Genomic DNA, 16,080 nt, shown 5'->3' on the forward strand with positions numbered 1-16,080 from the left:
TGGGCTAAAAAATTTTTAGCTCTGCTTGACATAAGGATAACTAATCCGCTAGCAGTAAGCATCCGCTCGCTATAAACTCGCTATAAAATAAAAAAGATCATTAAAAATAAACGATTAAAAATATTGTTGTAGTATTCAAGCCAACCAACAAGGAGCAAAACATGAAAACCTTTAAAAACCTGCTCTGTTTTAGCTTGATCGCTATGAGTTGGCTCCAAGCGGACATGCTGGATAATTTCACTAAGGCCATTAACAGCTACACCGCTAAAAAGCTTAATGAAATCAAGGATCAAGTCAATAGCGCTAACCCCGCTAAAAATCACAATCCCATTCATAACGCTAATGGCATGATCATTAACATTGATTGTAAAGTCTTAAAAAATAACTTTTATTCGGTGTGTTATTCTAGCGAGTTAAAAAACCCTATTTATGGCGTAAGTGTGTTGTTTGGGGATTTAGTGGATAAAAATAATATTGAGAAACGCTATGAGTTTAGAACGGACACACGATTATCCCAATACCAACAAGCCACGACACAAGATTACACCAGAAGCGGTTTTGATAGGGGGCATTTTGTGGCGAATGACGCTTCTTTTGATTTTGCGTCTAACCCTTTAAGAGAGACTTACAGAATGACTAATATCACCCCTGAAGCCAAAAACACCAACAGGCATTCTGTTTTATTAGTGGAAAAAGAGGGCCGTAATTTGGCTAGGAAATACCATCAAGTTTTAGTAGAAGAACTCACCATCATCAAACAAGGTTATAGGACTTTTAGCTCTAAAAATATCGCTATTCCTAGCGGATTTTGGTACCACTATGATGTAAGTCTAACGGATAGCTATGAAAACGCTAAAAGCGAATGTTTTTATATCCCTAATGACAACCAAAAATATCCCTTACAAGAAATGAGAAGAGATTGTAAAGAATATGAGCGCATTGAAAAGCAAGTGGTTTTTAAGAACAATAAAAACACTGAGTTGAATGAATTGCCTAAGTATTTTAACAACGCTAAGAAATATTAAAACCGCCAATGCCCGTAAAAACACCGGTGTTTTTGATAAAAAAGTTTAAGAAATCAAATTCCTAAATGGCTAAAATTGGTTTTTTGTTGGAAGCAATAAGGGTTTCATGGTGTTGGAGAAATGGGATAAAAATGATTATTACCTGCTTCTCGCAACTCTAAAAACAACAATATGCAAATTTTAAATTATTCTACATCATTTTACTTTACATGAACTCCTGGAGTTTGTTCGCTTGCGCCATCCATTCTGCAAGGCTTTCATAATCGTTGTTTTCTATCCAAGCCTTAGCTTGCGCGATTTCTTTTTCGCATTTTTTAATCGCTTCTAAGACATTGTCTCGGTTTTGTTTGAAAATATCTTTCCACATTAAAGGCGAGCTTTTAGACAAACGGCTCATATCCCTAAAACCCCCACCCGCTAAAGACAGAATCATCTCTGGGTCATTTTGCTTTAAAACGCTATTGGCTAGAGCGTAGCTCAAAACATGGGGTAAATGGCTGATATAAGCCACATGGGTGTCATGCTCGCTAGATTTCATTTTAATCAAGCGCGCTTTAACGCCTAAAAAGATTTCTTTAGCGATCTCTACTTGCTCAGCCCCTGAATCTTCTAAATCGCACAATATCACCAGAGCGTTTTCATACAGCCCCTTAACGCTCGCTTTAGGGCCATAAAACTCTGTCCCGCACATGGGGTGCGCGGCGATGAAATTCTTACGAATACTTTTAGGGATATTATGAATGATTTGCGCTTTAGTGCCCCCTAAATCAATGATCGTTGCGCTTTTTTTAACGGAAGTCATTTTTTTCAAACATTCAATGATGCCCTCAACCGGAATGGCCAGAAAAATCACATCGCATTCTAAAATCTTTTCAAATTCCACGCATTCATCTACAAGCCCCAAAGTCAAAGCCAATTTAGCATGCAAAGCGTTATGATCATAGCCTATAACGCTTTTAAAACGCCCCCATTCTTGTAAGGCCAACCCTAAACTCCCCCCCATAAGCCCTAAACCAATAATGCCTGCTTTCATGCCAAATTTTAAAGCAAAGTTCTTTCCAACACTTCAGCGATGTTTTTCACCGCAACGATGTTTAAATTCTCCCGCACTTCAGCAGGGATTTCATCTAAATCCCTTTCGTAATTTTTGACAGGAACAAGAGCGGTTTTAATGCCGGCTTTAAAAGCAGCGATCAATTTTTCTTTCAACCCCCCTATGGGTAAAACTTCCCCGCTCAAAGTCAATTCGCCCGTCATTGCCACTTCGCTCCTTGTAGCCCTGTCGCACAAAATGCTCGCCATCACGCTCGCCATAGCGATCCCAGCGCTCGGGCCGTCTTTAGGCGTAGCCCCCTCAGGGACATGCAAATGCAGATCATAAGCGTTATAAACTTTCAGCGCTTTTTTCTTTTTCTTACCCTCCGTATCTTTAGGGGTTTCGCTAGGGATTTTAGGCGCTTTTAAGGTTTCGTTATCCAACAAGACTTTGACAACAGAAAAGGCAATAATGGCGGATTCTTTCATCACATCGCCTAAGCTCCCAGTGAGTTTCAATTCCCCCTTGCCTCTAATCTTAAGCGCTTCAATTTTAAGCACATCACCGCCTACTGGAGTCCATGCCAAACCATTGACGATACCGATTTTATTTTCTTCATCTATGGGGTCAATTTCAAACACCATGCGTTCTAAATACTCTTTAAGGTTGTTAGGCGTGATAGAGACGCAGAAATCTTTGTTTCCACCTCTCTTTTCGCTTTTTTGATCCTCGCCTTTTTTGGTTCGCCCTTTTTTGTGCGGGTTATCTTCTAGGCATTTTAAAGCCACTTTACGCATAATCGTTGCGATTTGTCTTCGTAAATCCCTAACGCCCGCTTCTCTGGTGTATTTTTCAATAATGAGTTTCAAACACTCATGGCTAATATCCACTTCGCTAGGCTTTAAGGCGTGCTTTTCTAATTCCTGGGGGATGAGATAGTTTTTAGCGATTTCTTCTTTTTCATTAGGCGTGTAGCTGGACACGCTGATAAATTCCATTCTGTCTCTTAAAGGGGCTGGGATCCTGTCAATATTGTTAGCGGTAGCGATAAAAATCACTTGCGATAAATCAATGCTAAAATTCGCGTAATGATCCCTAAAAGCGCTATTTTGCTCAGGGTCTAAAATCTCTAATAAAGCGCTTGCTGGATCGCCCCTAACGCTCCTATCCACCTTATCAATTTCATCTAAAACCATGACCGGATTCATCTTTTTGGCTTCAATAAGCCCTTGGACAATGCGCCCGGGCATTGAGCCTATATAAGTGCGTCTGTGCCCTCTTAATTCATTCACATCTTCTAAGCCCCCCAAAGCGATCCGAACTAAAGGGCGCTCTATCGCTTTAGCAATGGAATTAGCCAAGCTTGTTTTACCCACGCCAGGAGGCCCATAAAAGCATAAAATCGTGCCCTTAGTTTTGTCTTTTTTTTCTGGCTTTTTCTTGCGGCGCATTTCTAAAAGCTGCATGGTGGCAAAGTATTCTACAATACGCTCTTTAGGCCTTTTTAAGGAATAATGATCCTTGTCTAGTTGTTCTCTCACATGCTTGATGTCAAGCGCTTTTTTCCCGTATTGCCCAAAAGGCACATCCAGCATGGTTTCAATATAATTTTGCAAAGTCGCGCTATCAGAGCTGTCCGCATGGGTTCGGCTCAGTCGGTCAATTTGCTTTTTAATCTCCTTAAACGCTTCTTCTTTTAAAAAAGGCTTGATGCTTTCTAGTTTTTGGTAGTATTGGTTTAAATCTTCATCTCGCTGTTTGTCTGTGCCAAGCTCTTTTTGGATTTGTTTGAGCTGCTCTTTTAAGAAATATTCCTTATTGGTTTGCTCCATTTTTTGATGGACTTTGGATTTGATTTCTTTTTGGAGTTTTTGGGTTTTAGTTTCTTCTATCACAATATCAATCAAATCCAACAAGCGCTGTTCGGTGTTGTTGTTGGCAAAAAGAGAATACGCTTGATCTCTTTTTAAATGCAAGGCCGCTGCGATTAAATCAGCGATGCGGTTAGGATCGTCATTGTCTTCTAAAGCCTTGATCAAATCCGGAGGAAAGAGTGAGCTGACATTGGCTAGAGTGATCACTTTTTCTTTTAAGACTTCCACGATAGCTTGAATGTTTTCTTTATCGTATTCTAAATATTCAATAGGGCTTATTTGAGCTTCTAAAAAGCCTTGCTCGTTTTCTTTAGCAGGCTCTAAAATACGCCCCTTAGCGATGCCATTAAAGAGCAATTTCACGCGCCCATTAGGCATGTTGGCTTCACGCATAATAGATCCAATCACCCCCACATCATAATAAGGGGATTCATTATCATTCAATTTGTCTTTTTGGCATGCAATAAAGACTAATGATTTATTGTTTTTAGCGTAAGCTACCGCCTTAATGCTCGCATTATTTTGCAAAAAAATAGGGGCTATCATAAAGGGGTATAAAAAAGTGTCTTCTTCTACCAATAAAGGCAGAATTTTAGGAAAATCTTCAGTCATTTTTCATCTCTCTGTTATAATTTGCATGGTTTGAAATATCCTACCAATCAAAGATTAACACATACCAAGGCATGTGCGATGGTTTGGGTTTAGTCTCTTTCTCTAAAGTCTCATCTATTCTTTCTAAATAGCGTTTCACGCCCTCAGGCTTGTGGCGTTTTTTATAGACATTTGCGATCGCGCGATTGAGCTCGTTTTGCCCTAAAATGAATTTGATTTGCATGTATTCTACATAGGGGCGGTAACGGCTGTTGGGGTATTTTTCTATAAATTCGCCTAAACTCACAATAGCATTAGAGATAAATTCCTGGTCTTTAGAATGGTTTTTGAAAGCGTAATAATGCGATTGCAATTTTAAAAAGGTCAAATAATCCACATTGTCTTTCGTCCCAAAGCGTTTGATGTATTCATCAAAGTAAAAAGACGCCAAAACATACTCTTTCTTTTTCATGTGCGCTTGCCCTAAAGCTAGCATCGCTTCTGGGACAAGGGGGGAATTGATGTGTTCGCTCTGTAAAGAAGAATAGTAATTGTCCGCTGTTTCTAAATTGGCAAAAAGGATTTCTCTCAAAATCCCTTGATACCAAAAGATCGCCGGTCTGTTGTATTCGTCTTTTTTTTTCTTTTTGTTCGCGCAACCGGTGCCTATAACAATGATTGCCATTGTGATAAAAAGGAAAGTTTTAAAATGTTTTAAACGCATGCCACCTGTCTTATAAAATTGAATTTTTGAATAATCATGGTTATTTTTTCTTATCTTTCTTATTCCCACCGAATAATGTCAGCACCATTTCCCCAATCATGCACACCGCACCAAAAACATTCCACCCAACACCATAATTAGATTTACTGGAATTATTTTTCTTGATTTGTGGTTTTATTTTACTCATTTCTCACTCCTTGTTATATTTTATAATTGTTCCGTTAAACTTCCATCATGGTTAATTTATTGGGATTATACCCAAAACTAGCAAAAATTGATTTTACCAAAATTGTTTGATATAATACAGAGTTTAGTTTAGAAATCATTGAGCGCTGGTTTTAAGGCGGTCTTTTATTCTTTAAGGAGAAGATTTTGTGCTTTTTTAAAGGGAATGCAATCGCCTATGATTTTTGATGTGAAAGCGCCTATCTTAGGGTTTGAAACCATTCATAAAATGCGTTTGCAAAAGATTGATGAAATCTTTTTGCGTTTGAATAGCACAGAAAATAATTCCGTGGTGTCTTTCACGCTGGTCAATCCCTTTGCTTTAAGAAAATACGAATTTGAAGTGCCTACCCCCTTAAAAATCCTTTTAGAATTAGAGGGAGCAAAGAGCGTTCTGGTCGCTAATATCATGGTCGTTCAAACCCCCATTGAGCTTTCCACCGTGAATTATTTAGCCCCTTTAATTTTCAATTTGGACAAGCAGCTCATGGGGCAAGTGGTTTTGGATTCTAACAAATACCCACACTATCATTTAAGAGAGAATATTCTGAGCCACACGCATGAATGATGCATAAGCGGTGCAGAATGGCGTCTATGCAAAGCGTTTCTTTAAGTTTATGGCGTAATGCATTGGTGTTTTTGCAAATACAAGCGAGCGGTTTTCTTATGGTATAATAGCGGTTATTTTTTAGAATAACCAACGCTAAAAATAGCGCTTTAATTGAATCCAAAACAAGGAGTTTATTTTATGGAACAAAGCCATCAAAACTTACAATCCCAATTTTTTATAGAGCATATCTTACAGATTTTACCTCACCGCTATCCCATGCTCTTAGTGGATAGAATTATAGAGTTACAAGCTAATCAAAAAATTGCCGCTTATAAGAATATCACTTTTAATGAAGATGTGTTTAACGGGCATTTCCCTAATAAGCCCATTTTCCCGGGCGTTTTAATTGTAGAGGGCATGGCGCAAACGGGAGGGTTTTTAGCTTTCACTAGCTTGTGGGGGTTTGACCCTGAAATAGCCAAAACAAAAATCGTGTATTTCATGACGATTGATAAGGTTAAATTCCGCATTCCTGTAACCCCAGGCGACAGATTAGAATACCATTTAGAAGTCTTAAAACATAAAGGCATGATCTGGCAAGTGGGCGGCACGGCTCAAGTGGATGGCAAAGTGGTCGCTGAAGCCGAATTAAAAGCCATGATCGCAGAGAGAGATTAAAAAATGAGTAAAATTGCAAAAACAGCCATTATCTCTCCTAAAGCAGAGATTGGCAAGGGCGTAGAGATTGGGGAATTTTGCGTTATTGAGGATCATATCAAGCTTAATGATGGCGTGAAACTCCATAACAATGTAACCTTACAAGGGCATACTTTCATTGGAAAAAACACCGAAATTTTTCCTTTTGCCGTGCTAGGCACACAGCCTCAAGATTTAAAATATAAGGGCGAATACAGCGAACTGATTATTGGAGAAGACAACCTTATTCGGGAATTTTGCATGATAAATCCCGGCACTGAAGGGGGGATTAAAAAAACCATTATTGGGGATAAAAACCTGCTCATGGCTTATGTGCATGTCGCTCATGATTGCGTGATTGGCAGCCATTGTATTTTGGCTAATGGCGTAACTTTAGCAGGGCATATTGAAATAGGCGATTATGTCAATATTGGCGGTCTTACAGCGATCCATCAGTTTGTGCGTATCGCTAAAGGGTGCATGATAGCCGGTAAGAGCGCTTTAGGCAAAGATGTGCCACCTTATTGCACCGTAGAGGGCAATCGCGCTTTTATTAGGGGGTTAAACCGCCACAGGATGCGCCAATTACTAGAGAGTAAGGATATTGATTTTATCCATGCGCTTTATAAGAGGTTGTTCCGCCCTGTCCTCTCCTTGCGAGAGAGCGCTAAATTAGAGTTAGAAGAGCATGCCAATAACCCTTTTGTGAAAGAGATTTGCTCTTTTATTTTAGAGAGTTCTAGGGGCGTGGCGTATAAGTCAAGCGAATATTCTAGCGAAGAAAAACAAGAGGAATAACATGAACGAAACGCTTTATTGCAGTTTTTGCAAAAAACCAGAATCAAGAGATCCCAAAAAACGCCGCATTATTTTTGCGAGCAACTTGAATAAAGATGTGTGCGTGTGCGAATATTGTATAGATGTGATGCATGGGGAATTGCACAAATACGACAGAATGGATTCTTTATTAGCGCTCAAAAGAGACCGATTAAGAAGAATGGAATCCAGCGTTCATGAAGAAGAGTTTTTGCTCTCTCACATTCCAGCCCCTAAAGAGCTTAAAGCGGTTTTAGATAATTATGTGATAGGGCAAGAGCAGGCTAAAAAGGTTTTTTCTGTAGCCGTGTATAACCATTACAAACGCTTATCTTTTAAAGAAAAACTCAAAAAACAAGACAGCCAAGACAGCGATTTAGAGTTAGAGCATTTAGAAGAAGTGGAGTTGAGCAAGTCTAATATTTTATTGATCGGCCCTACAGGATCAGGCAAAACTTTAATGGCGCAAACTCTAGCCAAGCATTTGGATATTCCTATCGCCATTAGCGATGCGACCAGCTTGACTGAAGCGGGTTATGTGGGCGAAGATGTGGAAAATATCCTTACAAGATTGTTGCAAGCGAGCGATTGGAATGTTCAAAAAGCCCAAAAAGGCATTGTGTTTATTGATGAGATTGATAAAATCAGCCGTTTGTCAGAAAACCGCTCTATCACTAGAGATGTTTCTGGCGAGGGCGTTCAGCAAGCGTTATTGAAAATCGTTGAAGGCTCTTTAGTGAATATCCCCCCCAAAGGCGGCAGAAAGCACCCTGAGGGCAATTTCATTCAAATTGACACGAGCGATATTTTATTCATTTGCGCCGGAGCGTTTGATGGGCTAGCGGAAATCATTAAAAAACGCACCACGCAAAATGTGTTGGGTTTCACTCAAGAAAAAATGAGCAAAAAAGAGCAAGAAGCGATTTTGCATTTAGTCCAAACCCATGACTTGGTTACTTATGGGCTTATCCCTGAGCTTATTGGCCGTTTGCCGGTTTTAAGCACGCTAGATAGCATCAGTTTAGAAGCGATGGTGGATATTTTACAAAAGCCTAAAAACGCCCTAATCAAGCAATACCAGCAACTTTTCAAAATGGATGAGGTGGATTTGATCTTTGAAGAAGAAGCCATTAAAGAAATCGCTAAACTCGCATTAGAAAGAAAAACCGGGGCTAGGGGCTTAAGGGCGATCATTGAAGATTTCTGTTTGGACATTATGTTTGATTTACCCAAGCTTAAAGGATCGGAAGTGCGTATCACCAAAGATTGTGTTTTAAAACAAGCTGAACCTTTGATCATTGCTAAAACGCATTCTAAAATGCTTCCTTAAAAAATACGCTTATAAATTTAATGATAAAGGATTGGAAAGGGCATGATTTTTAGCAAATTAATCGGTTTGTTTTCGCATGATATTGCCATAGATTTAGGCACGGCTAACACGATCGTGTTAGTCAAAGGGCAGGGCATTATTATCAATGAGCCTTCTATTGTGGCGGTGCGCATGGGGTTGTTTGATTCTAAAGCTTATGATATTTTGGCAGTGGGGAGCGAGGCTAAAGAAATGCTAGGCAAAACCCCTAACAGCATCAGAGCGATTCGCCCCATGAAAGATGGCGTGATTGCCGATTATGACATTACCGCTAAAATGATTCGCTACTTTATTGAAAAAGCGCACAAACGAAAGACATGGATTCGCCCGCGCATCATGGTGTGCGTGCCTTATGGATTGACAAGTGTGGAAAGGAATGCGGTTAAAGAGAGCGCTTTAAGCGCGGGGGCTAGAGAAGTCTTTTTGATTGAAGAGCCTATGGCAGCCGCGATCGGAGCAGGCTTGCCAGTCAAAGAGCCTCAAGGGAGTTTGATCGTGGATATTGGCGGCGGCACGACTGAAATTGGCGTGATCAGCCTAGGGGGGTTAGTCATTTCTAAAAGCATTAGAGTGGCTGGGGATAAATTGGATCAAAGCATCGTGGAATATATCCGCAAGAAATTCAATCTGTTGATAGGGGAGCGCACCGGCGAAGAGATTAAGATTGAAATCGGTTGCGCGATCAAATTGGATCCGCCTCTTACCATGGAAGTGTCAGGGAGGGATCAAGTGAGCGGGCTGTTACACACGATTGAATTGAGCTCTGATGATGTGTTTGAAGCCATTAAAGATCAGGTGAGAGAAATCTCTAGCGCTTTAAGGAGCGTGCTTGAAGAAGTGAAGCCGGATCTAGCTAAAGACATTGTGCAAAATGGAGTGGTGCTTACTGGCGGTGGGGCTTTGATTAAGGGCTTAGACAAGTATTTAAGCGATATGGTTAAACTCCCTGTGTATGTGGGCGATGAGCCTTTATTGGCCGTAGCCAAAGGCACAGGGGAAGCCATACAAGATTTGGATTTACTCAGCCGTGTGGGTTTTAGTGAATAATGCATGCGTTTTTATTTTAAATTCCTTTGGCTTTTAGGGATTTTTCTTATTTTTTATTTTTTAGACATTAAAGGCAGCTCTTCTTATATCAGCGATAGGGTTAAAAACGCCTTGATGAGTGCGAAAAACAGCTTATTAGACAACGTTCAAGCGTATTTTTTTCAAGCCCAAAACATTAAGGAGTTTCAAAAAGAACGCTTGATTTTAGAAGCTTTAAAACTAGAAAACGCCGATTTGAAAGAGCGTTTGAATAGTATTTATCCTTTAGAAAATCCAAAAATGACTTATACCCCTACTTTTATGACTTCATTCATCAGTTTAGAAGACACGCGCAGCGTTTCTCTCCACCCTATTGTAAATTTAGAAGAAAATAAGATTTATGGCCTTGTCTCTCACAACCAAGCCATAGGCATTGCGGTGCTAGAAAAAGGGCGCTTGAACGGGTTTTTGAACGCTCACAAGCGGTGCGCTTATAGCGTGATGGTAGGCAAAAATCAAGTGCTAGGCTTTATAGGATCTAATTTCAAGCAAGAATTAATCGTGGATTTTATTGTCCCTAGCGCTGAAATCAATATAGGCGATCAAGTGCTAACGAGCGGGCTGGATGGGATTTTTGGAGCGGGGGTGTTTGTGGGCGAAGTTTCAAGCATTGAAGATCATTACACTTATAAAAGCGCGGTGTTGAAAAACGCTTTTTTAAGCGAAGCCAAACTTTTAAGGCATGTGTTTTTAAGCGATGTGAAAAACTAGCGCTTTATTCAAGGCTAATAAGCGGATCTTTTAACCCCTTTCAATAAATTTAGGCCATAAGGTTAGAAAAAAATCTTTTAATTTATCTTTTTGGATCCAATCATCTTTATATTTATCCCCCACATCATCCTTATTTCCATAAAATTTTAAAACCACTTGGATTTTGAAATGGGGTTTGTCTTTTGGAGTGAAAACCTTACCTTTAAAAAGTTTATACGCATCTGCTTTATGTTCGTAATCAGTGTGTTTACTCCCTTTAGGATCAATGAAACAAATGATCTGCGTGCCGCCCTTTTGCAGCCAAAAAATGAAATCAGGGAAAAATTTCCTTTCTGCAGCGTTGTCTATATAAGGGATAAACAAATTGTCTAAATGCTCATCAATCTTGCTGAACGCCCAAAAATCATAGTTTTCTTGCAGCGTTTTTATAGTTTCGGTTTCTTGTAACTCTTTTAAAAAATCAATTTCGCTTTCCACTTTAACCACATGCTTAAGCCAATCGCAGTTTTTGGCTTTAATTAAAGGGGTGTAGTAATGCTCTTTGAGTTTCAACAGCTCGGCACCATCAACTTCAAAGGTTTTGTCTTGTTTGTGTTTTTCTGTATCATAAGGATCGATCTCGCCTTGTGCGATTTTTTTTCTTTCTTTATCCAAAGGCGCATACTCTTTTACTTCTTGGATTTTTTTAACCAGTTCTTCTTTTTTGCTCGCCTTAACTTTAATCCTTTTAAAATGCACGATTTTCTCATTATCTAGGGCGTTAAACTCGTCTTTAGGCACTTTTTGATTAGGGTATAGCTTGCCTTTAATTTCAGAAATCATGTAATCTAAATCTTTATAATGCCAAGTTGATACCTTTTTAAAATGCGCTTGTTGTATCATGTCTTTTAACATCGTGTAATCTTTAGGGTCATAAATTTCATGCTTTAAAATAAAATGCTTTTCACTCATCAAATTAAAATACTCTTTTAAATCCTTAAAATTTTTTCCGCTCATTTTAAACGAAGCGTTTTCAGGAAGTTCAAGAATGCTTGTTGGTTCTTTCCGGTAACAAGGCACGAATAATGCGTGTTTTATGGGCGTTTTTTCTAATTTGATTTCACGCCAAGAACCTCTATTCTCACCCCCATTTTCGCTCTCTTTTTGGAACTTTAAAATCGCTTCAAGGCTTGCATGGTTGGTGGGTATCACAAAAAGCGTTTCTAACATCGCAGCGTTTGGTTTCAAGTCTTTTTTAACGGCTTCATCTATGTCTAAATACGCTAACCTTTGGCGTTGGTTTTTGACGCTTTCAATCCTTACGCCCCTGCCAAAAGATTGTTTCACAAACTTTTTAGCGTCATCATCAAGCCCTATATTTAAAAATAAAATCACGCTAGGCCTTGTGCTATCCCACCCGGTTTCAAAAGTGCGAGACCCCACTAAGATCATTGATACTGCTTCTATCAATCTGGCTGAAATAGCTCTCTTCTTTAAAGCTCAAATTCTTGCTCACCACCTTCACGCTCTTTAATTTTTCACAAATCCATTCGGTAATATCGCCTATTCTAATCAAGCAAAAGACTTTATCGCTAGTGTTGAGCTTGAAAGCGATTTCTTGGTTGTTTTTAGGGTTAATAATCACTTCAATATGCCCGTTACTGGCATAAAAAACTTCTTCTTTTAAGCCTTTAAAATCCATGCTCTTTAAGCTCTCTTTAAAAACCTTAACCTTATAGCCTTTATCTTTGTCATCGCTAAAAAGAAATTCTGGGGCTTTCAATTCCTCTAATAAATCCTCTTTAGCCTTTAAAAAATCGCTTCCATCGTCATTTTCAATCACGCGCGCTAAAGTTTTAAAAAAGATTTCCGCATCGCTGTTTTTAACATTCACAGAATGCGTGAACACGAGCATTAAAGGGTCGTAAAAATAGCCTTCTGTTTGATAGCGTTTTTGCATGCCTAAAAGCAATAACGCTTTTAAAAGAGCGATTTCTTTTTCCCTATCGTTTAAATCTTTTAATTCCTTAAAAGCGTTTAAATTGTTTTTCTTCAATAAAACAGACTCTTTACCATAGCCAAGCTTCACCCACTCGCCCACGCTCAAATTATACACCGCAGTGATGAGATCGCTTTCTTCGGTGAAAGTGGCGCTGAAATTGAATAAAAACCCCTTTAAAGACAGCAGGCTAAAAATCGCTTGTCTTTTGCTTTCAGACTTGTTCCCCTTATGCGCTTCATCTAAAATCACATAATTTTCCCCATTATCCCAATAATCCTTATAATTTAAAAGGTTTTCCTTGCTTTCTTTATCATCCATTAAATCCGCACGGTAATAAAAAAGAGTGATTTTTTCCATTAAAAAATCTTTTGGAGCGTGATGAAAATCTTTATGGGTAACGCTTTTAAGGCTTTTGAAATCAATTTGTTTGGAATAGTCCTTACCCCGGTTGTATTTTTCAATTTCTTTTTCAAATTGCTTGATCAAATGCTCGTTCGCGCTAAAAAACATGATATTTTTCTTAGGGATTAAACCCATTCTTATAGCCATGCTTAAAAGCTCTACAAGCTTAATAATGACAATCGTTTTACCGCTCCCTGTGGCCATGTAAAAGGCCAAGCGGTTGATAAAATTTTCAAAACTCACGCAATGATTTTCCACCTTAAAATGGCTCTTTAACAAAGGATTAAGTTTCTTGTTAGCGAAATCGCAATTGGCGAATGAATAACGCTCTTGATAAAATGCGTAAAATTCTTTTTTATTTTCTTTGAAATCTCTAAAATAAGCGACAAGCATTCTAAAAGCGTTAATCAAAGCTTGCTGTTGGTAATCTAAAAGCTCTTTATTGCTATCAAAGCTTTTAAAGTCTAGCCTTTCTAACGGCTCGTTAATCTCGTTAGTGTTCAATTCATCTTCAGCGAGTTTTTGCGCGACAAAAATTTCATTATAACTTGTTAAATCTTTTTTCTTTGCCATCATGACTCCTTACCAAATGAGCGCTTCTTTTAAGGCTTTTAAAATCTCTACTTCTTTATCATTCCCTTTAAATTTCACGACCTTTTCATTAAAAAACTCCACTTTCAACCCCCATAAATTTTCCAAAGTCTCTTTAATATCCACGCCCATTTTTTCTAGCGCGTTTAAATTGAGCGTGTAAGATTCGTTTTTGCATTCCACTAAATCGCTGTATTGTTCATCATAAGCTAAGGGTTTGTCATTGTCTTCATACTTGATTTTTCTTAAAATCTCTTCATAGCTTTCCAATGCATAAACTTTCACTACCCCACCTCCATTAAATTCTTTAGCCGCACCGCTTTTAAAACCGCCTATAACCTTTTTAAGGCGAGGCAAAATCACGCTCTCAAAATGCTCCCCCATTTCAATACCGATATACTTTCTCTTAAGCTTGTGCGCCACTGTGCAAGTCGTTCCGCTCCCGGCGAAAAAATCTAAAATGATAGAATTTTCATCACTGCTCACTTGGATTATCCTTTCTAGCAATTTTTCCGGTTTTTGGGTTAGATTTTCATTGTTTTTTACTCTTTCTGTTGAAGTAGAGCCAATGATAGGTATATTCCATAAAGTATCCACATAGCGTTCATGAGATAATTCATAAATAACCTTACCATTTTCATCTCTTGCTCTCATATTTTTACCATCTCGCCCTTCTCGCTTGCTTAAAAGAACTGGCTCACTTCTTGGCTCTTTTTGTCTGTAAAATATATATTCTTCATTTTTAGAATAATTTAAAATTGTTTCGGTGTTTTTAGCAAAACTATTGCCACTATTTGCCATTTTATTAGAGTAATACCAAATTATCTCATTTCTAAAATTTTCTTTATCAAAAATATCGTTGAGTAACATACGCCCCAAATAATTAGCATTGTTATCCAAATGCAGATAAAAGCTCCCTTGAGGGCTTAAAAAATCATAAGCGAGTTCCAAACGATTGTGCATAAGGCTTAGCCATGTGCTGTCTTGAAATTTATCTATGTAAGCAAAATCACTGCCGGTATTGAAAGGCGGATCAATGTAAATACAATCTATTGCTTCTTTATAGCGGTTTTTGAGGGAGTTTAGGGCCTGGTAGTTTTCGCTTTTAATGAGCGTGCCGTTGATTTCATTCTCACTGAATTGGCTTTTAATCTCTTCTTCTAAATCTTTAAAATAAATCGTGTCTAGGGGCAAAAACTCGTTTTCTAAAAGATTGTCCGTGGTTTTTAAATTCAAGTCTTGCCATTCTTTAACTTGTTTAGGGTAGTTTTTGTGGTTTGTGATTTTATCCAAATCGTAGTTTTTGGCTTTTAATTTGTCTAGGCTCACAATGAAATGCGAGTTTAACACAAAGCGCGGTTTGTTCCAAATCTTACAAAGTTCGTTTTCAAATTCGCTCACTAATAAAATGACTTTTAAAGCCACTTCCTTAATGGTGTTGATTTCATTGAGGCGTTTAGCGTCAAATTCAGTCATTTCTTTAAAAAGGTATTCAAACAAATACAAATCCAATTGCTCTTTTAAAAACCCTAGCGCGTTTTTATGGATAAAATAATCCATACTGCCTTGCTTTTTGAATTTTGCGAACGCTTTTTTTAATATTTCTTCATCAAGTTTGATGCCTTGATTGAAACAATCTTTTAGGATTTCACTCATTTTTGTTTGAGTTCCCTTGCTGCTGAGCGTAACGCTAAAATTTAGGGTGTTGGTTTTTGTGTCTGTATCTTTTAAATTAAAGACTAAATCTATTTTTTCATTATTCTTTTTACTTTCTAAGGAAGAAGTGTCAAAATTAAAAATAATGTTTTCTAATTCAAAGCAAAAATCCTTATAAATCGTTTCGCTTTTCACGTAATAAAGATCTTTGGTTTTATAAAATAAGGCGGTGTCTTTTTTAAGGGAGCATTTTTCATAACCGCTTTTAGTATAAAGGCTGTCGTAAAGGGGCGTGTCGTTGAAATAAATCCCTCCATTAGCGCTCAAATAACGCTTGAAAAAGCTATAGAGTTTGTCAAACAATTCTTCTTTGAGATCGTTGTTGTTTTGGCATTTCAAAGCAATGAGTTTTTTTAATTCTTGTTTTTTATTTTGGTAATATTGGCTTTTAGCCTTCATGAGGTTGATCATGCCACTTTTCACCGCTCTAGGGCTAGGATCTAAAAGGCTTTCTTGCTCATCTTCAATCTTAACGCCTATAAAAAGGTTTTCTAAAACTTCATAAAATTGCGCTTCGTTCGTTTTCATTATAACGCTCCTTTAAAAAGAAGTATTATAACAAACCCCACTCATTAAGCGCTACAATACCCCCATGCAAAAAAGATTTTTTTACTAGAAGACGATTACCTTTTAAGCGAGAGCGTTAAGGAGTTTGACTGATTGAAAATGTAGATTACCCTGACTAAC

At 38.2% G+C, this 16,080-nt stretch carries 12 protein-coding genes and 2 pseudogenes; 7 read left to right on the forward strand and 7 right to left on the reverse strand.

The window, feature by feature from the left end; all coding sequences use genetic code 11:
• Positions 1–161 precede the first annotated feature (161 nt).
• Positions 162–1,025, forward strand: a complete 864-nt coding sequence (locus tag QAP06_RS00745; RefSeq protein WP_286465841.1) for a DNA/RNA non-specific endonuclease — start codon at positions 162–164, stop codon at positions 1,023–1,025.
• A gap of 205 nt (positions 1,026–1,230) precedes the next feature.
• Here QAP06_RS00745 and QAP06_RS00750 read toward each other — a convergent pair whose 3' ends face one another.
• From QAP06_RS00750 to QAP06_RS00765, 4 genes are read right to left on the reverse strand one after another with little or no spacing between them, the layout of a single operon-like run.
• Positions 1,231–2,058, reverse strand: a complete 828-nt coding sequence (locus QAP06_RS00750) for a prephenate dehydrogenase (RefSeq protein WP_286465843.1) — start codon at positions 2,056–2,058, stop codon at positions 1,231–1,233.
• 8 nt (positions 2,059–2,066) lie between these two features.
• The gene (lon, locus tag QAP06_RS00755) at positions 2,067–4,547 is read right to left on the reverse strand and encodes an endopeptidase La (protein ID WP_286465845.1); all 2,481 of its coding nucleotides are present in this window, start codon (positions 4,545–4,547) and stop codon (positions 2,067–2,069) included.
• 40 nt (positions 4,548–4,587) lie between these two features.
• The gene (locus QAP06_RS00760) at positions 4,588–5,250 is read right to left on the reverse strand and encodes an outer membrane protein assembly factor BamD (RefSeq protein ID WP_286465847.1); all 663 of its coding nucleotides are present in this window, start codon (positions 5,248–5,250) and stop codon (positions 4,588–4,590) included.
• 40 nt (positions 5,251–5,290) lie between these two features.
• Entirely contained in the window at positions 5,291–5,437 is a 147-nt protein-coding gene (locus QAP06_RS00765; protein ID WP_198514213.1) for a hypothetical protein, read from the reverse strand.
• Positions 5,438–5,653: 216 nt separating this feature from the next.
• On the opposite strand from QAP06_RS00765, the gene fliW reads away from it, so the two are divergent.
• Positions 5,654–6,043: a flagellar assembly protein FliW gene (gene fliW / locus QAP06_RS00770; RefSeq protein ID WP_140479243.1), complete on the forward strand. Its 390-nt coding sequence runs from the start codon at positions 5,654–5,656 to the stop codon at positions 6,041–6,043.
• Here the strand turns inward: fliW and QAP06_RS07735 are convergent.
• A pseudogene (locus QAP06_RS07735) lies at positions 6,004–6,176 on the reverse strand (flavoprotein oxidoreductase). The gene fliW and the pseudogene QAP06_RS07735 overlap by 40 nt on opposite strands.
• A 47-nt stretch (positions 6,177–6,223) precedes the next feature.
• Here QAP06_RS07735 and fabZ point away from each other — a divergent pair.
• Genes fabZ through mreC form a run of 5 tightly spaced genes read left to right on the forward strand, consistent with a single transcriptional unit; the run spans position 6,224 to position 10,703 of the window.
• On the forward strand, positions 6,224–6,703 hold the full coding sequence (gene fabZ, locus QAP06_RS00775; RefSeq protein WP_127986011.1) for a 3-hydroxyacyl-ACP dehydratase FabZ: 480 nt from the start codon (positions 6,224–6,226) through the stop codon (positions 6,701–6,703).
• 3 nt (positions 6,704–6,706) lie between these two features.
• A complete protein-coding gene (gene lpxA, locus QAP06_RS00780; protein ID WP_286465854.1) occupies positions 6,707–7,519 on the forward strand; it encodes an acyl-ACP--UDP-N-acetylglucosamine O-acyltransferase in 813 nt (270 codons plus the stop codon).
• Position 7,520: 1 nt separating this feature from the next.
• A complete protein-coding gene (gene clpX / locus QAP06_RS00785; RefSeq protein WP_286465857.1) occupies positions 7,521–8,867 on the forward strand; it encodes an ATP-dependent protease ATP-binding subunit ClpX in 1,347 nt (448 codons plus the stop codon).
• A gap of 42 nt (positions 8,868–8,909) precedes the next feature.
• Positions 8,910–9,953, forward strand: a complete 1,044-nt coding sequence (locus QAP06_RS00790) for a rod shape-determining protein (protein WP_000577744.1) — start codon at positions 8,910–8,912, stop codon at positions 9,951–9,953.
• Between the two features lie 3 nt (positions 9,954–9,956).
• Entirely contained in the window at positions 9,957–10,703 is a 747-nt protein-coding gene (mreC, locus tag QAP06_RS00795; RefSeq protein ID WP_286465859.1) for a rod shape-determining protein MreC, read from the forward strand.
• A 30-nt stretch (positions 10,704–10,733) separates the two neighbouring features.
• On the opposite strand, the pseudogene QAP06_RS00800 reads toward mreC, so the two are convergent.
• Both QAP06_RS00800 and QAP06_RS00805 read right to left on the reverse strand, forming a co-directional pair.
• A pseudogene (locus QAP06_RS00800) lies at positions 10,734–13,659 on the reverse strand (DEAD/DEAH box helicase family protein).
• 9 nt (positions 13,660–13,668) lie between these two features.
• Entirely contained in the window at positions 13,669–15,921 is a 2,253-nt protein-coding gene (locus QAP06_RS00805; RefSeq protein ID WP_286465861.1) for a site-specific DNA-methyltransferase, read from the reverse strand.
• Positions 15,922–16,080 lie beyond the last annotated feature (159 nt).

It is taken from the genome of Helicobacter pylori (assembly GCF_030323545.1).
Lineage (GTDB): Bacteria > Campylobacterota > Campylobacteria > Campylobacterales > Helicobacteraceae > Helicobacter > Helicobacter pylori_CO.